This is a genomic window from Citrobacter sp. RHBSTW-00881 (assembly GCF_013728515.1).
Taxonomy (GTDB): Bacteria; Pseudomonadota; Gammaproteobacteria; order Enterobacterales; family Enterobacteriaceae; genus Citrobacter; species Citrobacter braakii.
The window spans coordinates 1,104,711-1,125,321 of record NZ_CP056269.1 but is presented as its reverse complement, the minus strand read 5'-3'; the positions used below and the strand labels follow the sequence as shown (position 1 = coordinate 1,125,321).

The following is a 20,611-nucleotide window of genomic DNA, read 5'->3' as shown; positions in this document are numbered from 1 at the left end:
TATTAGTTTGAACTAACGTCGCCAAACAACCCACTCAGATAACGCTCAAGCGCAATTCGCGAACTGAAGCCGTGCGGAATACCATAATGTTCGTGAGTCTCTCCGGCTAAATATAGCGGGAATTGCTGGTAGTGATCGCAGGTTTTAATATCCGTCGCAGGTTCCGCCAGCGAAGAGCTGCGCTCTTTTAGCGTGGGATGGATAACTAATGCGGTACGTCCCATACGTGCTTCACGGTTAACGTACACATAATTTTCGCCACGACGATAGCCGTACGTTTTTTGCGTCACTACATCGACGGTAAAGCCCACTTTTTCAAGTACGCGCGCCACCTCATCAGGTCGTAAATACATATTTTTTTCCTCGTTATCTTTTTTACTGCGGGCTTACCTTACCTGATTCAGCATTAGCAACGCTTTCAGAAAAGTCCATAAACGAGTGGCGATGGTGGGACGAATATCTTAAGAACCGCGCAGAATTATGTCAGCGACATCCGCAGTTGATACGCCGCCTGCTGCGCCATTTCCACCGAGCTGATGTTAGTAAACGACAACAATATTCCCCCCTTTCCTGCTGAAGTTATTCGCCAGCGGCTTAACGCCTGAACCGCCAGCCCGGCCTGATTCGCTTTGCGCACTAGCGCAACATCATCTCCGTCGACAGTTATCACCAGCTGAATCCCTCCTTCCTGAGGAATGACGTTAAATCCTTGTTCGCTCAGCGCGTTTTCCATCCATTGACGTCGCAGGGCATAATTCTGGCGCATACGTTTTAAGTGCCGCCAGAAGTGGCCATCTTGCATAAAATCCGCCAGCGTTTGCTGCCATAAAACCGGAACGCTACAGGCCGTTAGCGCCGCCTGCTGACGAAAATGTTCGACCTGATTCAGGGGTACCACCAGCCATGCCGTGCGCAAAGCCGGAAACATCGATTTGCTGAACGTTCCGGCATAAATCACCCGCTGGGGCGCATCCAGACTTTTTAGCGGCGGCAACGGTTTACCGTGGTAGCGAAATTCACTGTCGTAATCATCTTCAATGATCCACGCCTGCTCCCGAGTCGCCCATTCAAGCAGTTGGTGGCGACGGTCTAATGACAGGGCGACGCCCAGCGGACTTTGGTGTGCGGGTGTGAGCAGCACAAAACGCGCCTGCGGGTAGTCACGGATCCCAGCGCAGACATCCAGGCCATCGGCATCAACTGCCACCGGCATCAGCTCAATGCGCTCCTGAGCCACCACGGGGTGAATCAACGGAAAGCCAGGATCTTCGACCCACATCCCCTCACCGGGTTGAGACAGAGCGCGCAGGATTAACGTCATTGATGCCGCGTAACCTGAAGTAATAAAAATCTGCTCCGGCTGGCACTCAATACTGCGTGAGACGCGCAGGTAATCGACAATCGCCTGACGTAACACCCGTTCACCGCAAACATCGCCCACGGCCAGGTCAAAACGCGTTTGGGTGCGTAAACGCCGCCCCATCACCCGCGCCCAGACATCCCGCGGGAAGAGATCGAGTGCGGGTAATCCCATCTGAAAAGGCTGCGGCCTGGGGTTTTCTCCGGCGAAGATAGCGGGAGACACAGGTGCGTTTTCCGGTCGCAGTTGCTCACTGACAAATGTTCCTGCCTGCCCGCGTCGCGCGAGCCAGCCCTGCGCCACCAGATCTGCATAGGCATTTTCCACCGTCGAACGTGATACCCCCAGCTCCTGGGCCCAGGTCCGACTGGAGGGCAATCTTGTGCCTGGCTTTAGTTCACCTTTCTCAATGGCGTTTTTTAACTGACGGGCAATTTGCTGATAGCGTGGCATTTATGGTCTGCTTTTTTGGCAACAATATGGCTCTCTGTAGCAGTCCATTATAGTGCTACATTGCGGGTCATCCAAACGAGGAGAAATACCATGACAATGTTACGCCAGCCCTATTATGAACTCAGTCCTGAAATCTATAACGCTTTGGTTCAGGCCAGCAAAGCGCTGGAAAACTGCGCGCTGGAACCTACGCTGACGGAACTGATTTACCTGCGAGTCTCGCAAATCAACGGCTGCGCCTTTTGCCTGGAAATGCACAGTAAGGCGCTACGCAAATCCGGTGTTGCGCAGGCCAAACTGGACGCGCTGGCAGGCTGGCGGGTTAGTCATCACTTCAGCGAGCAGGAGCGTGCGGCGCTGGCGTGGGCCGAATCCGTCACCCATATAGCCAGCACCCATGCCGAAGATGACGTTTATCTGCCGCTGCTCAACCATTTTAGCGCGAAAGAGATTAGCGATCTGACGTTTGCTATTAGCCTGATGAACTGCTTTAACCGTCTGGCGGTAGGGATGCGCATGTGATTCTGCGCTGCCGGATGGCGACATAAACGCCATCCGGCAACCTGCCATAGTTTCTATCACTTCCTCCGTCACGCTCATCACCCATGCCCTCATCAATCTAAAATTACCATATCTTGTATGGTTGAATCTTTTTAAAACTACATCTAGTATCTCCTCTATCAAGACACACACAACCTGACGCCCTCTATCGCGTCATTCTTTTACTTTTAGATGGAAATACGAATCATGCGCATTGTTATTTACACTCGTAACAACTGTGTTCAGTGCCACGCCACTAAGCGGGCGATGGAAAGCCGCGGGTTTGACTTTGAGATGGTAAACGTCGATTTACACCCTGATATGGCTGATCGCCTGCGCGATCAAGGCTTTCGTCAGTTACCGGTCGTGGTCGCAGGGGAAACCAGTTGGTCAGGATTTCGCCCGGACATGATCAACCGTCTGCGCTCGGCCCCTCAAGTGGCCAGCGCATGAGTCAGCTCGTCTACTTTTCCAGCAGCTCCGAAAATACGCACCGCTTCATGCAGCGTCTGGGGCTGCCTGCCATCCGCATTCCGCTTAACGAACGCGAGCGGATCCGGGTAGACGAACCTTACATTTTAATCGTGCCCTCCTACGGTGGCGGCGGTACAGCTGGCGCGGTCCCGAGACAGGTGATCCGCTTTTTAAACGATACGCACAACCGGGCGTTAATCCGTGGAGTGATCGCCTCCGGCAATCGCAATTTCGGGGATGCCTACGGTCGCGCGGGTGATGTCATCTCACAAAAATGCGGCGTGCCGTGGCTCTATCGCTTTGAGCTGATGGGCACCCAAAGCGATATCGACAACGTGCAAAAAGGAGTGAGCGAATTTTGGCAACGACAACCGCAGAACGTGTAGAACAGCAGACGCTGGATTATCACGCCCTGAACGCCATGCTGAATCTGTACGATAAGGCCGGGCGCATTCAGTTCGACAAAGACCATCAGGCGGTGGAAGCATTCTTTACCGCCCACGTCCGCCCCAACTCGGTGGCGTTTGCCAGCCAGCAGGCGCGTCTGGACACGTTGGTGGATGAAGGCTATTACGATGCCAGCGTGTTAGCCCGCTATGATCGCGCGTTTGTGCTGAAGCTATTCGCCCACGCCCACGCCAGCGGATTCCGTTTCCAGACGTTCCTCGGCGCATGGAAGTTCTACACCAGCTATACGCTGAAAACGTTCGACGGGAAGCGCTATCTCGAAGACTTTGAGGATCGCGTAACGATGGTGGCGCTCACGCTGGCGCAGGGCGATGAAGCGCTCGCTCTGCAACTGACCGATGAAATGCTCTCCGGGCGTTTTCAACCCGCCACGCCAACCTTTTTAAACTGCGGTAAACAGCAACGCGGCGAGCTGGTTTCCTGCTTCCTGTTACGCATTGAAGACAACATGGAGTCAATTGGACGGGCGGTCAACTCGGCGCTGCAACTCTCCAAACGCGGCGGCGGCGTGGCATTTTTGCTCTCTAACCTGCGTGAGGCGGGTGCGCCCATTAAGCGCATTGAGAACCAGTCCTCTGGGGTGATCCCGGTAATGAAAATGCTGGAGGATGCGTTTTCTTATGCGAATCAATTAGGGGCGCGTCAGGGTGCAGGCGCGGTGTATCTGCACGCGCATCATCTGGATATTTTGCGTTTTCTCGATACCAAACGTGAAAACGCCGACGAGAAAATCCGTATCAAAACGCTCTCGCTTGGTGTGGTGATCCCGGATGTCACCTTCCAGTTAGCCAAAGAAAATGCCCAAATGGCGCTGTTTTCACCGTATGACGTGGAACGAATTTACGGCAAACCATTCGGTGATATCGCCGTAACTGAACGGTATGACGAACTGGTTGCCGACAAACGAGTGCGCAAAAAATACATTAACGCCCGCGATTTCTTCCAGCGACTGGCCGAGATCCAGTTCGAGTCCGGCTACCCTTACATCATGTTTGAAGACACGGTGAATCGCGCCAATCCGATTGCCGGTCGTATCAATATGAGCAACCTGTGCTCGGAGATTTTGCAGGTTAACAGCGCTTCCACCTACGATGAAAACCTCAATTACGCGCAAACAGGGCACGATATCTCCTGCAACCTCGGCTCGTTGAATATTGCTCATACCATGGATTCGCCAGACTTTGGGCGCACCGTGGAAACGGCGGTTCGCGGTTTAACGGCCGTTTCGGACATGAGCCATATCCGCAGCGTACCCTCAATTGAGGCCGGGAACAGCGCATCGCACGCCATCGGTCTTGGGCAGATGAACCTGCACGGGTATCTGGCACGGGAAGGTATCGCCTACGGCTCACCTGAAGGGCTGGATTTCACCAATCTCTATTTCTACACCATCACCTGGCATGCGCTGAATACGTCGATGAAGCTCGCCCGGGAACGCGGCAAAACTTTTGCCGGATTCAGGCAGTCCCGCTACGCCAGCGGTGAGTATTTTAACCAGTATCTGCAGGGCGACTGGCAGCCAAAAACCGCCAAGGTTCGCACACTGTTTGCCGCCAGCGGCATTACGCTGCCAACGCGTGAAATGTGGTCGCAGCTGCGTGAAGATGTCATGCGCTACGGCATTTATAACCAGAATTTACAAGCGGTTCCGCCAACGGGTTCTATCTCCTACATCAACCATGCGACATCAAGCATTCACCCGATCGTGTCAAAAGTGGAGATTCGCAAAGAGGGCAAAACCGGGCGCGTTTACTACCCTGCCCCGTTTATGACCAATGAGAATCTGGCCTTGTATCAGGATGCCTACGAGATTGGTCCACAAAAAATCATTGATACCTACGCTGAAGCAACGCGGCATGTCGATCAGGGGCTTTCACTGACGCTCTTTTTCCCCGATACCGCCACCACTCGCGATATCAACAAAGCGCAAATTTACGCCTGGCGTAAGGGCATCAAATCGCTGTACTACATCCGACTACGCCAGTTGGCGCTGGAAGGAACCGAAATCGAAGGTTGCGTGTCATGCGCGCTGTAAGGAGGACAACATGACATTATCCCGCGTGAGTGCCATCAACTGGAACAAGATTGAGGATGATAAAGATCTCGAGGTTTGGAATCGCCTGACCAGTAACTTCTGGCTACCGGAAAAGGTCCCGCTCTCCAACGATATCCCGGCCTGGCAAACGTTGAACGCCGCCGAACAGCAGCTGACTATCCGCGTTTTTACCGGGCTGACGCTGCTCGACACCATTCAGAACATAGCCGGTGCGCCAGCATTGATGGCCGATTCGTTAACGCCGCATGAAGAGGCGGTGCTATCGAATATCAGCTTTATGGAAGCGGTGCACGCCCGTTCGTACAGCTCAATTTTCTCCACTCTTTGCCAGACCAAAGACGTGGATGCGGCTTACGCGTGGAGTGAAGAAAATACCCCACTCCAGCGCAAGGCGCAGATCGTTTTGACACATTACGCCAGCGACGAACCGTTGAAGAAAAAAATTGCCAGCGTGTTTCTGGAATCCTTCCTGTTCTATTCCGGCTTCTGGTTGCCAATGTATTTCTCCAGCCGCGGAAAACTGACCAATACCGCCGATCTCATTCGTCTGATCATTCGTGATGAAGCCGTTCACGGGTATTACATTGGTTATAAATATCAAAAAGGTCTGGAGCACATTTCTGAATCCGCACGCGAGGAGTTAAAGAATTTTGCCCTCGACCTGCTGATGGAATTGTATGATAACGAAGCGCGTTATACGGAAGAATTGTATGCAGAAACCGGCTGGGTGGATGACGTCAAAGCCTTCCTTTGCTACAACGCCAATAAGGCATTAATGAATTTGGGGTATGAGGCATTATTCCCGCCAGAAATGGCGGAGGTTAACCCGGCAATCCTTGCCGCGCTGTCGCCCAACGCTGACGAAAACCACGATTTCTTCTCGGGTTCCGGCTCATCATACGTGATGGGAAAAGCTGTCGAAACCGAAGACGACGACTGGAATTTCTAGCGCTCATTTCCGCGGAAAATACCGTACATTTTTCGCGGAAATATTCTAACAGGATCACACTTTTGTCGTGCAAATATAATTGTGTGATCTACACTCAATATCAGCCGCATTATTCGCCTGCATTTCAGCAATTCAGGCGACTTTTCATTGCCATTTACAAAAAATATTACCCCATTCACATTCGCGCTCAGCCCTTATATCACGGGAAGTCCCGCCACATGGCCTTCAGCAATATTCGTGCCACAAACAAATTCAGGGTTGTCTCAGATTCTCAGTATGTTAGGGTAGAAAAAGGTCACTATTTCCATCAGGTAATATATCGATATAAACAAATAACAGGAATCATTCTATTGCATGGCAATTAAATTAGAAGTTAAAAATCTCTATAAGATATTTGGAGAGCATCCGCAGAGAGCCTTCAAATATATTGAAAAAGGACTTTCAAAAGAGCAGATTCTGGATAAAACAGGGCTATCGCTTGGCGTTAAGAACGCCAGTCTGGCCATTGAAGAAGGCGAGATATTTGTCATCATGGGATTATCCGGTTCGGGTAAATCCACAATGGTACGCCTTCTCAATCGCCTGATTGAACCCACCCGCGGGCAAGTATTGATTGACGGCGTAGACATCGCCCGGATATCCGATGCTGAGCTTCGCGAGGTGCGCAGAAAAAAGATTGCGATGGTTTTCCAGTCCTTTGCCCTGATGCCGCACATGACGGTCCTGGACAATACGGCATTCGGCATGGAATTAGCCGGTGTTGGCGCGGATGAACGTCGTGAAAAAGCGTTAGATGCGCTGCGTCAGGTTGGTCTGGAGAATTATGCTCACGGATACCCGGATGAACTTTCCGGAGGGATGCGCCAGCGTGTGGGCCTCGCCCGTGCATTAGCCATTAACCCTGACATCTTATTAATGGATGAGGCCTTTTCTGCCCTCGATCCGTTAATTCGTACCGAGATGCAGGATGAACTGGTAAAACTACAGGCGAAACATCAACGTACCGTGGTCTTTATTTCCCACGATCTCGACGAAGCTATGCGTATTGGCGACAGAATTGCCATTATGCAAAACGGTGAAGTGGTCCAGGTCGGCACGCCAGATGAAATCCTGAATAATCCGGCCAATGATTATGTACGCACCTTCTTCCGCGGCGTTGATATTAGCCAGGTCTTTAGTGCCAAGGATATTTCACGTCGTAGCCCTGAAGGTTTAATTCGTAAAACGCCCGGGGTCGGTCCACGTTCAGCGCTGCAATTATTGCAGGACAAAGATCGCGAATATGGTTACGTGATCGAGCGCGGCAATAAATTCGTCGGCGTTGTCTCTATCGACTCTTTAAAAACAGCATTAAGTCAGGCGCAAGGTATTGAAGCGGCATTGATCGATGAGCCGCTAGCCGTGGATGCACAAACTCCTCTCAGCGAGTTGCTTTCTCATGTCGGCCAGGCCCCGTGCGCGGTGCCGGTTGTTGATGAGGAACAGCAGTATGTGGGCATTATTTCAAAACGCATGCTGTTACAGGCTTTAGATCGTGAGGGGGCAAACAATGGCTGATCAAACCAATCCGTGGGATACCACACCAGCGGCCGACAGTGCCGCACAAACCGCCGATGCCTGGAGTACGCCATCAGGCGCGCCAGCTGACGGCGGTGGCGCAGACTGGCTGACCAGCGCACCCGCGCCGGCGCCAGAGCATTTCAATATTATGGATCCGTTCCATAAAACGCTAATCCCGCTGGATAGCTGGGTCACAGAAGGGATCGACTGGGTCGTTACCCATTTCCGTCCGGTCTTCCAGGGCATTCGAGTCCCGGTGGATTATATTCTGAACGGCTTCCAGCAGCTTCTGTTGGGTATGCCTGCCCCGGTGGCGATTATCCTGTTCGCTCTGATTGCCTGGCAGATTTCCGGCGTTGGAATGGGCGTTGCTACGCTGATTTCATTGATTGCAATCGGGGCCATCGGCGCGTGGTCGCAGGCCATGATCACCCTGGCGCTGGTACTAACCGCGCTGCTGTTTTGCGTGGTGATCGGTCTGCCGATGGGGATCTGGTTGGCGCGCAGTCCACGGGCGGCAAAAATTGTTCGTCCGCTGCTGGACGCCATGCAAACCACACCGGCGTTCGTCTATCTGGTGCCGATCGTCATGCTGTTTGGTATCGGCAACGTCCCGGGCGTGGTGGTGACGATTATCTTCGCCCTGCCGCCAATCGTGCGTCTGACCATTCTGGGGATTAACCAGGTGCCAGCCGACTTGATTGAAGCCTCGCGCTCATTTGGCGCCAGCCCGCGTCAGATGCTGTTTAAAGTCCAGCTCCCGCTGGCGATGCCTACCATTATGGCCGGGGTCAACCAGACGCTGATGCTGGCGCTCTCAATGGTCGTCATCGCGTCGATGATCGCCGTCGGCGGACTGGGTCAGATGGTTCTGCGCGGAATCGGTCGTCTGGATATGGGGCTTGCCACCGTCGGCGGGGTTGGGATCGTGATCCTCGCCATCATTCTCGACCGCCTGACGCAGGCTGTCGGTCGCGACGCCCGTAGCCGTGGCAACCGTCGCTGGTACACCACCGGTCCCGTTGGGCTTATCACTCGCCCATTCACGAAGTAATTCACCCGTTGCCCGGTGGCGCATTGCTTACCGGGCCTATACGTCCCTCCAATAATTAAGGAACAACGATGCGACAGAACGTCATTATTGCCACAGCGTTTGCCACCCTTGTCTCCACCAGCACTTTCGCTGCCGATCTGCCAGGCAAAGGCATCACTGTACAGCCAATCCAGAGCACTATCTCTGAAGAATCCTTCCAGACGCAACTGGTCGCCCGTGCGCTGGAGAAACTGGGTTATACCGTTAACAAAACAAGCGAAGTTGACTACAACGTCGGCTATACCTCCATTGCCTCTGGCGATGCAACTTTTACCGCTGTGAACTGGCAGCCGCTGCATGATGATATGTATGCCGCAGCGGGCGGAGACAAAAAGTTCTATCGCGAGGGGGTATTCGTTACGGGTGCCGCGCAAGGTTACCTGATCGATAAAAAAACCGCTGAGCAGTATAAAATCACCAACATTGCCCAGTTAAAAGATCCGAAGATCGCCAAAATCTTTGACACCAACGGCGACGGAAAAGCAGACATGATGGGCTGCTCGCCGGGCTGGGGCTGCGAAGCGGTGATCAACCACCAGAACAAAGCCTTCGATCTGGAAAAAACCGTCGAGGTCAGCCACGGTAACTATGCGGCGATGATGGCTGACACCATTACCCGCTTTAAAGAAGGCAAACCCATTCTTTACTACACCTGGACACCGTACTGGGTGAGCGACGTAATGAAACCGGGTAAAGATGTGGTCTGGCTGCAGGTACCGTTCTCTTCCCTGCCAGGCGAGCAGAAAGACATTGATACCAAGCTGCCAAACGGCGCCAACTACGGCTTCCCGGTGAACACTATGCATATCGTCGCCAACAAAGCCTGGGCGGAGAAAAACCCGGCTGCGGCGAAACTGTTTGCCGTCATGAAGCTGCCGCTGGCGGATATCAACGCGCAGAACGCGATGATGCACGACGGGAAGGCATCTGAAGCCGACGTGCAGGGTCACGTTGACGGCTGGATCAAAGCCCACCAGCAACAGTTTGATGGCTGGGTGAAAGAAGCGCTGGCTGCGCAGAAATAACCCCCCTCGTAGGTCTGATAAGCGTAGCGCCATCACACCAATGCCGGATGGTGGCGCGATGCGCCTTATCCGGCCTACACGCCCTCCTCCCAACCGCACAATCCATCACCCAACAAATCAGCAACATTTAATCACTTACGTTATGATTGTTTTCTGCAACCCATTTTTCAGTTGAAAACCATGACGAAAACCACTCAGGGACTTAGCCCTTCGCTGATCCTGTTAATGTCTATCGCCACCGGCCTCGCCGTCGCCAGTAACTATTACGCGCAGCCGCTGCTCGACACTATCGCACGTAACTTTTCGCTATCGGCCAGCACCGCTGGCTTTATCGTCACCGCGGCCCAGCTCGGCTATGCCGCCGGCCTGCTATTTTTAGTACCGCTTGGCGATATGTTTGAACGTCGGATGCTGATCGTCTCCATGACGCTGTTAGCGGCAGGCGGCATGCTTATTACCGCCAGTAGCCAGTCGCTGGGCATGCTGATCCTCGGCACCGCCCTGACCGGGTTGTTCTCGGTAGTGGCACAGATTCTGGTTCCGCTGGCGGCGACGCTTGCCACGCCGGATAAGCGCGGTAAAGTTGTCGGCACCATTATGAGCGGCCTGCTGCTGGGTATCCTGCTGGCGCGCACCGTGGCGGGATTACTGGCCAATCTTGGCGGCTGGCGCACCGTATTTTGGGTCGCATCGATATTAATGGCGCTGATGGCGATTGCGCTGTGGCGCGGTCTGCCGAAGATGAAATCAGATACTCATCTCAACTATCCGCAACTGTTAGGCTCCGTATTCAGCCTGTTTATCCATGATAAATTGCTGCGTACCCGCGCGATGTTGGGCTGCCTGACCTTTGCCAATTTCAGTATTCTCTGGACCTCTATGGCGTTTTTGCTCGCCGCGCCGCCGTTTAACTACTCCGAAGGAACGATCGGGCTGTTTGGCCTGGCAGGGGCCGCAGGGGCGTTAGGCGCGCGTCCGGCAGGTGGTTTTGCCGATAAGGGAAAATCACATCTCACCACGACCACAGGTCTGTTATTACTGCTGCTCTCCTGGTGGCCTATCTGGTTAGGGCATAGTTCCGTGCCAATGCTGATTATCGGTATCCTGGTCCTGGACCTCACCGTTCAGGGTGTACATATCACCAACCAGACGGTTATCTATCGCATTCATCCGGACGCGCGTAATCGCCTGACCGCCGGATACATGACCAGCTATTTTATTGGCGGGGCGGCAGGTTCGCTGATTTCGGCCTCCGCCTGGCAGCATGCCGGTTGGGCTGGCGTTTGTCTGGCCGGTACGACCGTTGCCCTACTCAACCTGTTGGTCTGGTGGCGAGGATATCACCGTCAGGAAGCCGTAAATTAAGCATATAGCGTATGTTTACCGCTGATTGGGCTCCGCAGGGTGTTAAGGAGCCCATCAGTCTGCTAAGGTTATAACTCATTGAACCAAGTTATATTAATTTCGGTAATGAAACCTATAACCCTATGGAAAGCCCGATATCCCAGTCTGAACCCAGTTCTGCGACGCTAACTGAAGGATTCAAAGACAGCCTGCCAATAGTCATCAGCTATATTCCGGTCGCTTTTGCATTTGGTCTCAATGCCACTCGCCTTGGCTTTACTCCGGTTGAAAGCGTGTTTTTCTCCTGCATTATCTATGCGGGAGCCAGCCAGTTTGTCATCACCACAATGCTCGCCGCAGGCAGTTCTTTGTGGGTCGCCGCACTGACCGTCATGGCCATGGATGTACGCCATGTTTTGTACGGACCTTCCCTGCGTAGCCGAATCGCCCAGCGACTGAGCAAACCCAAAAGCGCGCTGTGGGCCTTTGGCCTCACCGATGAAGTCTTTGCCGCCGCCACGGCGAAACTGGTACGGGATAACCGGCGCTGGAGTGAAAACTGGATGATCGGCATTGCGCTATGCTCCTGGGCCTCCTGGATGTTTGGCACGGTGATCGGCGCGTTTTCCGGTAGTGGTTTACTCAAGGATTACCCGGCAGTTGAAGCGGCGTTGGGCTTCATGCTCCCGGCGCTGTTCATGAGCTTCCTGCTCGCCTCTTTCCAGCGTCAACAAGCACTTTGTGTAACTGCAGCACTGGCCGGCGCGCTGGCTGGCGTCATGCTGTTTTCCATTCCTGCCGCCATCCTTGCAGGCATTGTCTGCGGATGTCTGACGGCTCTTATCCAGTCATTTTGGCAGGGAGGTCCCGATGAGCTATGAGGTCCTGCTGCTTGGCCTGTTGGTCGGCTGCGTTAACTACTGTTTTCGTTATTTGCCGCTCCGTCTTGGAGTGGGGAATGTTCGCCCGACGAAGCGCGGCGCGACGGGCATATTACTCGACACCATTGGCATTGCATCAATTTGCGCCCTGTTGGTGGTGTCTACCGCGCCAGAAGTGATGCACGATTCTCGTCGGTTCGTGCCTACGCTGGTGGGGTTTGTCATACTGGGCGCAAGCTTCTATAAGACCCGCAGCATCATCATTCCAACCTTACTGAGTGCTCTGGGCTATGGATTAGCCTGGAAAATGCTGATTGTCTTATAGATAAAAACAATCATTTTAAATAAATAATACATTTACTTTATTTGTCACTGTCGTTACTATATCGGCTGAAATTAATGAGGTTATACCCAAATGGATAGTTCGTTTACGCCCATTGAACAAATGCTAAAATTTCGCGCCAGCCGCTACGAAGAGTTCCCTTATCAGGAAGTGCTTCTGACTCGTCTATGCATGCACATGCAGGGCAAGCTGCTGGAAAACCGCAATAAGATGCTGAAAGCTCAAGGGATTAACGAGACATTGTTTATGGCGTTGATTACGCTGGAGTCTCAGGAAAACCACAGTATTCAGCCTTCTGAACTGAGTTGCGCGCTTGGCTCGTCACGCACTAACGCAACCCGCATTGCGGATGAGTTAGAAAAACGTGGCTGGATCGAACGTCGCGAAAGCGATAACGATCGCCGCTGTCTGCATCTGCAATTGACCGAGAAAGGCCACGCATTTTTGCAAGAGGTGTTACCGCCTCAGCATAACTGCCTGCATCAGCTTTGGTCATCTCTCAGCACCACCGAAAAAGATCAGCTTGAGCAAATTACCCGTAAACTTCTGACCCGTCTTGACCAGATGGAGCAGGATGGCGCGGTATTAGAAGCGTTGCGCTAACGCGCCGACTCGCTCAGAAATCCAGATTTATAAATGAAAAAACCGACAGGCCAGCACGCATACTGCTGGCCTGTCTGATAAACAGGTCGGCTCAGCCGATGTGAAAAAAAAGAAGATCGTGGAGAACAACATGAGCGCAAATGCGGAGACTCAAACCCCGCAGCAACCGGTCAAGAAGAATGGCAAACGTAAAAGTATGCTGCTCCTTCTGACCTTGCTCTTTATTATCATTGCCGTGGCATATGGGATTTATTGGTTTTTAGTACTGCGTCATGTCGAAGAGACAGACGATGCGTACGTGGCAGGGAACCAGGTTCAAATCATGGCGCAGGTATCAGGCAGCGTGACGAAAGTCTGGGCTGATAACACTGACTTTGTAAAACAAGGCGATGTGCTGGTCACCCTCGACCAGACGGACGCAAAGCAGGCATTTGAAAAAGCCAAAACTGCGCTGGCTTCCAGCGTGCGTCAGACGCACCAGTTGATGATCAACAGCAAGCAGTTACAGGCAAGCATTGAAGTGCAGAGAACCGCGCTGGCGCAGGCACAAAGCGACTTTAATCGCCGTGTCCCGCTGGGCAACGCCAACCTGATTGGCCGCGAAGAGCTGCAACATGCGCGTGATGCCGTCGCCAGCGCTCAGGCTCAGCTTGATGTCGCGATCCAACAATATAATGCCAACCAGGCGATGATTCTCGGCAGTAAGCTGGAAGACCAGCCCGCCGTGCAACAGGCTGCCACTGAAGTGCGCAATGCCTGGCTGGCGCTGGAACGAACCAGAATCGTCAGCCCAATGACTGGCTATGTTTCCCGTCGTTCCGTGCAGCCGGGAGCGCAAATTAGCCCGACCACGCCGCTGATGGCGGTTGTTCCAGCCACTAACCTGTGGGTGGATGCCAACTTCAAAGAAACACAGCTCGCGCACATGCGTATCGGTCAACCGGCGACCGTTATCAGCGATATTTACGGCGATGACGTGAAATATACCGGTAAGGTTGTCGGGCTGGATATGGGTACAGGCAGCGCCTTTTCTCTGCTGCCAGCACAAAACGCGACGGGTAACTGGATCAAAGTCGTCCAGCGTCTACCGGTGCGTATTGAACTGGATGCACAGCAGTTGGCGCAGCATCCGCTGCGTATCGGTTTATCTACGCTGGTTACGGTAGATACCTCAAATCGTGACGGACAAATTCTGGCAAGCCAGGTTCGCACCACGCCGGTATCAGAAAGTAATGCACGGGAAATCAACCTTGCTCCGGTCAATAAGATGATCGAAGAGATCGTGCAGGCCAACGCGGGCTAATTCAAAGGTGCGTGTGATGCAACAGCAAAAACCGCTGGAAGGCGCGCAGCTCGTCATTATGACGATCGCGCTGTCCCTGGCGACATTCATGCAGGTGCTGGACTCCACCATTGCTAACGTGGCGATCCCCACTATCGCCGGGAACCTCGGCTCTTCACTGAGCCAGGGTACCTGGGTGATCACCTCATTCGGGGTGGCGAACGCTATCTCGATTCCGATCACCGGCTGGCTGGCAAAGCGCTTTGGCGAAGTAAGGCTATTCATGTGGTCAACTATCGCCTTCGTCATTGCGTCATGGGCATGCGGGATGTCCACCAGCCTGAACATGCTGATTTTCTTCCGCGTAATCCAGGGGATTGTCGCCGGTCCATTAATTCCGCTGTCACAAAGCTTGTTGCTGAATAACTATCCTCCCGCCAAGCGTTCCATCGCCCTGGCGCTATGGTCGATGACGGTGATTGTTGCCCCGATATGTGGCCCTATTCTTGGGGGCTATATCAGCGACAACTATCACTGGGGCTGGATATTTTTCATCAACGTGCCAATCGGTGCTGCGGTGGTATTGATGACTCTGCAAACCCTGCGCGGTCGGGAAACCAAAACCGAGCAGCGGCGCATCGATGCCATTGGTCTGGCCCTGCTGGTCATTGGTATCGGCAGTTTGCAGATTATGCTCGACCGCGGCAAAGAGCTGGACTGGTTCGCCTCACAGGAGATTATCATCCTGACGGTGGTCGCCGTTGTCGCCATCAGCTTCCTGATCGTCTGGGAGCTTACCGACGAGCACCCCATTGTCGACCTCTCGCTGTTTAAGTCGCGCAACTTTACCATCGGCTGTCTGTGTATCAGTCTGGCCTATATGCTCTACTTCGGCGCAATCGTCCTGCTGCCGCAGCTGTTGCAGGAGGTATACGGCTATACGGCAACCTGGGCCGGTCTGGCGTCAGCGCCGGTTGGGGTGATTCCGGTGATCTTATCGCCGATTATCGGCCGCTTCGCGCACAAGCTTGATATGCGTCGGTTAGTCACGTTCAGTTTTATTATGTACGCCGTCTGTTTCTACTGGCGTGCGTGGACGTTCGAACCGGGTATGGACTTTGGCGCATCGGCCTGGCCACAGTTTATTCAGGGTTTCGCGGTAGCCTGCTTCTTTATGCCGCTGACGACTATCACGCTGTCCGGCTTACCGCCTGAGCGTCTAGCCGCGGCATCAAGTTTGTCGAACTTTACGCGAACGCTGGCCGGCTCTATTGGCACATCAATTACGACGACGATGTGGACTAACCGCGAGTCACTTCACCATGCGCAGTTAACGGAATCCGTTAATCCTTACAATCCAAATGCGCAGGCAATGTACGATAAGCTGCAGGATTTAGGGATGACGCACCAGCAGGCGTCAGGCTGGATAGCCCAGCAGATCACCAATCAGGGGCTGATTATTTCCGCCAACGAAATCTTCTGGATGTCGGCGGGGATCTTCCTGGTCTTGCTTGGCCTGGTGTGGTTTGCCAAACCGCCCTTCGGTGCGGGCGGCGGCGGCGGTGGCGCGCACTAAATAGCTGATAAAAGGGATCTGCGGATCCCTTTTTTATTGTCCCGTAAACCACCTCCCAGGGATATGGTTGAGGGGAGGCAATAAAAAACCCCGGTTATAAGCCGAGGTTAATTTAAATACTGGAACAACTAATCAGTATGACTAAATATGCAGTTCCTGCAGTTTCTCTTTCGGCAGCGCCAGCTCTTCATTGCTGTTAACGCGTACATCATGCTCCAGAATATGACGTGCGATATCCTGTGCTTCGCTAAGAGAGTGCATCTGATACGTGCCACACTGGTAAACGTTCAGCTCCGGGATCTGGTTTTGATCCTGCACTTTCAGCACGTCCGCCATCGCCGCTTTCCACGCGTCGGCAACACGCTGCTCGTCTGGCGTACCAATCAGGCTCATGTAAAAGCCAGTGCGGCATCCCATCGGAGAGATATCGATAATCTCCACGCCGTTGCCGTTGAGGTGGTTACGCATAAAACCTGCAAACAGGTGTTCCAGCGTGTGGATACCTTTCTCAGGCATCATTTCTTTGTTCGGAATGCAGAAACGCAGATCAAACACGGTGATTGCGTCGCCATGCGGGGTGTTCATCGTTTTTGCAACCCGGACCGCGGGAGCTTCCATCCGGGTGTGATCGACAGTAAAACTATCTAACAACGGCATTTAGCCACCTCCGATAAATTTTTTGAAAATAATCTGAACTCTTTGTTCCGGGGCGAGTCTGAGTATATGAAAGACGCGCATTTGTTATCATCATCCCTGTTTTCAGAGATGAAATTTTGGCCACTCCCGAGTGGCCTTTTTCTTTTGTATCAAGCGTGCTTTTCCAGCCACACTCTAAACGGCTCAGTATCAGCCGCTTCGATCTCCTGCTGACGACGCTTTGAAGCCTCGGTTTCAGCAATAAATTCCGCTTCCTGCAATATTTCTAACGGCTCTTCACGCAGCAGATTTCGGTAAGCCTCACCCAGCGCTTTACCCGTGCCGCCAATGCCTTCATCAATCATAGACCGTAGGATGCGGGCAGAGAAAGTCAGTTCTGGGTTGTCAAAACAGGCAACCAGTTCATCACAGACCTTTTGATACTCCTCTCCCCCATCGATGCTGTCCAGCGTTTGTGCCACGCGTTTCAGATCACGGAACAGATCTTTCCCTACCTTAGGCAACGGGAACTGGGCTGTTTCACAGCCAATACCTAACGTCAGCCCAGGCTTACGACCTTCAAGAATCACCCGATTCCAGTTTTTACGCGTACACAGCAATTCATCGCTGCTCATTTCCGGGGCATCGGCCAGCGCACACCAAACCATAAACAGATCGAGGAAGCGCACCTGCTGCTCGTCCACGCCGATCGGTGAGAACGGGTTGATATCCAGTGAGCGAACTTCGATGTACTCAATACCGCCACGCAGAAGCGCGTCAGAAGGCGTTTCGCCACGACGAGTGACGCGTTTCGGGCGAATAGGCGCATACAGCTCATTTTCAATCTGCAGAACGTTGCTGTTGATTTGCAGACGCTTACCGTCCTTCTCCAGACCGATCGCCGCGTACTCCTCGGAAGGGGTTTTAATCGCGCGCTTTAATCCTGCCACATACTCATGCAAATCGTTAAACGTAATTCCGAGATTGCTTTGCGACTTATTGGTATAGCCCAAATCACTCAGGCGCAGCGACGTCGCATACGGCAGGTAATACATCCCACAGTCGGTTTTTTCAAACGGCAGGGTTGTCGGTTTTCCTTGCAGGAAAGAGGAACAAATGGCCGGAGAGGCGCCAAACAGATACGGGATCACCCAACCAAAACGGTAGTAGTTGCGGATCAGACGGAAGTAACCCGCGGAGATCTTCTCTTTAGCATCTTCGCCGTCCGTTACGCCACATTTCGCCTGCCAGAAAGCCATCGGCAATGAGAAATTGTAGTGTACGCCAGAGATAGTCTGCATCAACGCGCCGTAACGGTTTTTGAGGCCTTCACGGTACAGCGTTTTCAGACGACCAGTATTCGACGTACCGTACTGCGCCAGTTCGATATCCTGACCTTCGGCAATATAGCAAGGCATGCTCAACGGCCACATACGCTCGTCGCCCAGGTTCCTGGCGGTATACCGATGCAGGTCGCGCATGAACGTGAGCATTTTCTCAATGTCGTCGCCTGGAGGCGTAATAAACTCCAGTAGTACTTCGGCAAAGTCAGTGGTTATCCATTTATGCGTTAGCGCTGAGCCTAACACCTCAGGATGGCCTGTCGTTGCTAATGACCCATCTGCATTAACGCGCAGCGTTTCGCGCTCCAGCCCACGTTGAATCCCCTTTAACGCCTGAGGATGGTTTTCCAGCCAGGCCAGCGCCTGTGATACGTCCGGGATCAAATTGACCTCCCGCCTGTCAAAATCGTTTTAATTAGCATAATGGTATTGGTTACCCTGAAGGCTATCTCACAACACAATTAGTGCCACCACATAATGCCTTGCGTCGTAACCGCTGCGACAACTACATAGCGCAGCGCCTTGCCAAGGCATAAGAAAAAAAGTACTGGACCCCACGAGATGCGCATCCATCCAGCTAACAGGCACAGTAAATCACCCACAACCGGCATCCAGCTTAATAATAGTGTGACAGCGCCATAGCGCTGCAGCCAGCCAGTGGCTTTTTCTTGCCAGCGCGATGTTTTACGCAATGGAAAGAAACGCCCAAGGATAACGTTAGTTAACCCTCCAAGGCTATTACCCATTGTTGCTGTTAAGACTAAGACCCAGGGATGACTTACCCCAGAGACCAGCAAAGCAACTAAAACAACTTCAGAATTGCCGGGTAATAGCGTAGCGCTGAGAAAACTGCTGGCAAACAGTGACAGGAGCGATAGTCCATCACTCACAATAACCGGACATCCACCGCGTCCATTCCTGCGGCACGCGCCGCCTGCAGTCCAAAATCGGCATCTTCAAATACGACACAGCGCGCCGGAGCAACACCCATACGTTCGGCACAGAGCAAAAACGTATCAGGAGCAGGTTTATGGTGTTGTACGTGATCGGCTGCGACTACAGCATCAAAATAGCGACGCAGCCCAAGGTGTGCGAGCAGAGCTTCCGCAATCGCGCTTTCACTCCCCGTACCTACCGACATAGGACGACGACCATGCCAGGCTTTCACGACGTCAACCAATGGCAAAGGCTGGACGCTATCCAGCAGCATGCTTCTCACCTTGTCGTTTTTTTCACGCGCCAATGCATGAGGGTCAAGATCGGCATGATTCAATTCAATTACCGACTGGGCAATACGCCACGTTGGGGAGCCATTGAGGGCGACCATGGCTTGTTCATCAAAACGTAATCCATAATGCCCCAATACCTCATGCCACGCCTTACGGTGCGTTGGCTCGGTATCCAGGATGGTGCCATCCATATCAAAAATCAAACCCGCATAACGTTCGTACATCGTCTTCTCACAAGCCGAATGACCAGACGTTATTTTATCGTAATTGATTGATTTTGTCGCTGACAGCGAATTAAGGGGTGTTCCGGGAGTATGTGGAAATGATTCAAAGGAGAGAAGATGGTGCATCCGGGAGGATTACTCGGCTGCGCCTCGCCCTGGGGCCGTTGCTGAAGCAACGTTATCCACCCTGGTGCTCGCGATTATCTCGCAGACCATGAAACAACAGTATTGCTGTTATCTCGGAGAAGATGGTGCATCCGGGAGGATTCGAACCTCCGACCGCTCGGTTCGTAGCCGAGTACTCTATCCAGCTGAGCTACGGATGCATCAGGGAAACTTGCTTTACTGCAGACTTGATGTCGCTGCTAAAGCGCTATCAAGTAAGATGGTGCATCCGGGAGGATTACTCGGCTGCGCCTCGCCCTGCGGGCCGTTGCTGAAGCAACGTTATCCTCCCTGGTGCTCGCGATTATCTCGCAGACCATGAAACAACAGTTTTACTGTTATCTCGGAGAAGATGGTGCATCCGGGAGGATTCGAACCTCCGACCGCTCGGTTCGTAGCCGAGTACTCTATCCAGCTGAGCTACGGATGCATCGGGAAACTTGCTTTACTGCCGATATTGATATCGTAATGAGCGATATCAAGTAAGAGATGGTGCATCCGGGAGGATTACTCGGCTGCGCCTCGCCCTGTGGGCCGTTGCTGAAGCAACGTTATCCTCCCTGGTGCTCGCGATTATCTCGCAGACCATGAAACAACAGTTTTGCTGTTATCTCGGAGAAGATGGTGCATCCGGGAGGATTCGAACCTCCGACCGCTCGGTTCGTAGCCGAGTACTCTATCCAGCTGAGCTACGGATGCATCAGGGAAACTTACTTACTGCAGATTTGATATCGCTGCTAAAGTGATATCGATTTTCTGTAACAACGCTAATGCGCTATTGCAGAGAAGATGGTGCATCCGGGAGGATTCGAACCTCCGACCGCTCGGTTCGTAGCCGAGTACTCTATCCAGCTGAGCTACGGATGCAAATGGCGGTGAGGCGGGGATTCGAACCCCGGATGCAGCTTTTGACCGCATACTCCCTTAGCAGGGGAGCGCCTTCAGCCTCTCGGCCACCTCACCAACACGCCTCTTGCGAATGCTTCGAAGAACTTGTTTCTGCTCAT

The 20,611-nt window shown here is 53.0% G+C and carries 20 protein-coding genes and 5 tRNA genes; 14 read left to right on the top strand and 11 right to left on the bottom strand.

Going from position 1 to position 20,611, the window contains the following annotated elements:
* Window positions 1–2 precede the first annotated feature (2 nt).
* Window positions 3–353, bottom strand: a complete 351-nt coding sequence (locus tag HV311_RS05400) for a DUF2002 family protein (RefSeq protein WP_016154145.1) — start codon at window positions 351–353, stop codon at window positions 3–5.
* Between the two features lie 125 nt (window positions 354–478).
* Window positions 479–1,813: a MocR-like pyridoxine biosynthesis transcription factor PdxR gene (pdxR, locus tag HV311_RS05395; protein WP_191220814.1), complete on the bottom strand. Its 1,335-nt coding sequence runs from the start codon at window positions 1,811–1,813 to the stop codon at window positions 479–481.
* A gap of 90 nt (window positions 1,814–1,903) precedes the next feature.
* On the opposite strand from pdxR, the gene HV311_RS05390 reads away from it, so the two are divergent.
* From HV311_RS05390 to emrB, 14 genes are all read left to right on the top strand, one after another.
* Entirely contained in the window at window positions 1,904–2,335 is a 432-nt protein-coding gene (locus HV311_RS05390; protein WP_131346641.1) for a carboxymuconolactone decarboxylase family protein, read from the top strand.
* Window positions 2,336–2,560: 225 nt separating this feature from the next.
* Window positions 2,561–2,806 carry a glutaredoxin-like protein NrdH gene (gene nrdH, locus HV311_RS05385; protein ID WP_016154148.1) on the top strand — a complete coding sequence of 82 codons (246 nt, stop codon included), beginning with the start codon at window positions 2,561–2,563 and terminating at the stop codon, window positions 2,804–2,806.
* The gene (gene nrdI / locus HV311_RS05380; protein WP_016157298.1) at window positions 2,803–3,213 is read left to right on the top strand and encodes a class Ib ribonucleoside-diphosphate reductase assembly flavoprotein NrdI; all 411 of its coding nucleotides are present in this window, start codon (window positions 2,803–2,805) and stop codon (window positions 3,211–3,213) included. Before nrdH ends, nrdI begins: the two co-directional genes overlap by 4 nt.
* Window positions 3,186–5,330, top strand: coding sequence for a class 1b ribonucleoside-diphosphate reductase subunit alpha (gene nrdE, locus HV311_RS05375; RefSeq protein ID WP_191220813.1), 2,145 nt, complete (start codon window positions 3,186–3,188; stop codon window positions 5,328–5,330). The genes nrdI and nrdE overlap by 28 nt, the downstream gene beginning before the upstream one ends.
* Window positions 5,331–5,340: 10 nt before the next feature.
* Entirely contained in the window at window positions 5,341–6,300 is a 960-nt protein-coding gene (gene nrdF / locus HV311_RS05370) for a class 1b ribonucleoside-diphosphate reductase subunit beta (protein WP_019077528.1), read from the top strand.
* 354 nt (window positions 6,301–6,654) lie between these two features.
* Window positions 6,655–7,857 carry a glycine betaine/L-proline ABC transporter ATP-binding protein ProV gene (proV, locus tag HV311_RS05365; RefSeq protein ID WP_016157301.1) on the top strand — a complete coding sequence of 401 codons (1,203 nt, stop codon included), beginning with the start codon at window positions 6,655–6,657 and terminating at the stop codon, window positions 7,855–7,857.
* Window positions 7,850–8,914, top strand: a complete 1,065-nt coding sequence (proW, locus tag HV311_RS05360; RefSeq protein WP_016157302.1) for a glycine betaine/L-proline ABC transporter permease ProW — start codon at window positions 7,850–7,852, stop codon at window positions 8,912–8,914. Before proV ends, proW begins: the two co-directional genes overlap by 8 nt.
* Before the next feature lie 68 nt (window positions 8,915–8,982).
* A complete protein-coding gene (proX, locus tag HV311_RS05355) occupies window positions 8,983–9,978 on the top strand; it encodes a glycine betaine/L-proline ABC transporter substrate-binding protein ProX (protein ID WP_016154154.1) in 996 nt (331 codons plus the stop codon).
* A gap of 180 nt (window positions 9,979–10,158) precedes the next feature.
* Window positions 10,159–11,343 carry an MFS transporter gene (locus tag HV311_RS05350; RefSeq protein WP_191220812.1) on the top strand — a complete coding sequence of 395 codons (1,185 nt, stop codon included), beginning with the start codon at window positions 10,159–10,161 and terminating at the stop codon, window positions 11,341–11,343.
* 122 nt (window positions 11,344–11,465) lie between these two features.
* A complete protein-coding gene (locus HV311_RS05345) occupies window positions 11,466–12,203 on the top strand; it encodes an AzlC family ABC transporter permease (protein ID WP_191220811.1) in 738 nt (245 codons plus the stop codon).
* Window positions 12,193–12,528, top strand: a complete 336-nt coding sequence (gene ygaH / locus HV311_RS05340; protein WP_016154157.1) for an L-valine transporter subunit YgaH — start codon at window positions 12,193–12,195, stop codon at window positions 12,526–12,528. The genes HV311_RS05345 and ygaH overlap by 11 nt, the downstream gene beginning before the upstream one ends.
* Before the next feature lie 90 nt (window positions 12,529–12,618).
* A complete protein-coding gene (gene emrR / locus HV311_RS05335) occupies window positions 12,619–13,149 on the top strand; it encodes a multidrug efflux transporter EmrAB transcriptional repressor EmrR (protein ID WP_003037300.1) in 531 nt (176 codons plus the stop codon).
* A gap of 130 nt (window positions 13,150–13,279) precedes the next feature.
* On the top strand, window positions 13,280–14,452 hold the full coding sequence (gene emrA, locus HV311_RS05330) for a multidrug efflux MFS transporter periplasmic adaptor subunit EmrA (RefSeq protein WP_049282740.1): 1,173 nt from the start codon (window positions 13,280–13,282) through the stop codon (window positions 14,450–14,452).
* A gap of 16 nt (window positions 14,453–14,468) precedes the next feature.
* Window positions 14,469–16,007, top strand: a complete 1,539-nt coding sequence (emrB, locus tag HV311_RS05325; protein WP_016154159.1) for a multidrug efflux MFS transporter permease subunit EmrB — start codon at window positions 14,469–14,471, stop codon at window positions 16,005–16,007.
* 141 nt (window positions 16,008–16,148) lie between these two features.
* Here the strand turns inward: emrB and luxS are convergent, their stop codons facing one another.
* The 9 genes from luxS to HV311_RS05280 form a co-directional block, all read right to left on the bottom strand.
* Entirely contained in the window at window positions 16,149–16,664 is a 516-nt protein-coding gene (gene luxS, locus HV311_RS05320) for an S-ribosylhomocysteine lyase (protein WP_191220810.1), read from the bottom strand.
* A gap of 149 nt (window positions 16,665–16,813) precedes the next feature.
* Window positions 16,814–18,370: a glutamate--cysteine ligase gene (gene gshA / locus HV311_RS05315; RefSeq protein ID WP_191220809.1), complete on the bottom strand. Its 1,557-nt coding sequence runs from the start codon at window positions 18,368–18,370 to the stop codon at window positions 16,814–16,816.
* A gap of 77 nt (window positions 18,371–18,447) precedes the next feature.
* The gene (locus tag HV311_RS05310) at window positions 18,448–18,876 is read right to left on the bottom strand and encodes a YqaA family protein (RefSeq protein WP_096755992.1); all 429 of its coding nucleotides are present in this window, start codon (window positions 18,874–18,876) and stop codon (window positions 18,448–18,450) included.
* Entirely contained in the window at window positions 18,873–19,439 is a 567-nt protein-coding gene (gene yqaB / locus HV311_RS05305) for a fructose-1-phosphate/6-phosphogluconate phosphatase (RefSeq protein ID WP_019077532.1), read from the bottom strand. The genes HV311_RS05310 and yqaB overlap by 4 nt, the downstream gene beginning before the upstream one ends.
* A 249-nt stretch (window positions 19,440–19,688) precedes the next feature.
* A tRNA-Arg gene (locus HV311_RS05300) sits at window positions 19,689–19,765 on the bottom strand.
* Window positions 19,766–19,957: 192 nt separating this feature from the next.
* Window positions 19,958–20,034: transfer RNA gene (locus HV311_RS05295), tRNA-Arg, on the bottom strand.
* 192 nt (window positions 20,035–20,226) lie between these two features.
* Window positions 20,227–20,303: transfer RNA gene (locus HV311_RS05290), tRNA-Arg, on the bottom strand.
* Window positions 20,304–20,394: 91 nt separating this feature from the next.
* Window positions 20,395–20,471 (bottom strand) — tRNA-Arg (locus HV311_RS05285).
* Window positions 20,472–20,474: 3 nt separating this feature from the next.
* A tRNA-Ser gene (locus tag HV311_RS05280) sits at window positions 20,475–20,567 on the bottom strand.
* Window positions 20,568–20,611: the final 44 nt, after the last annotated feature.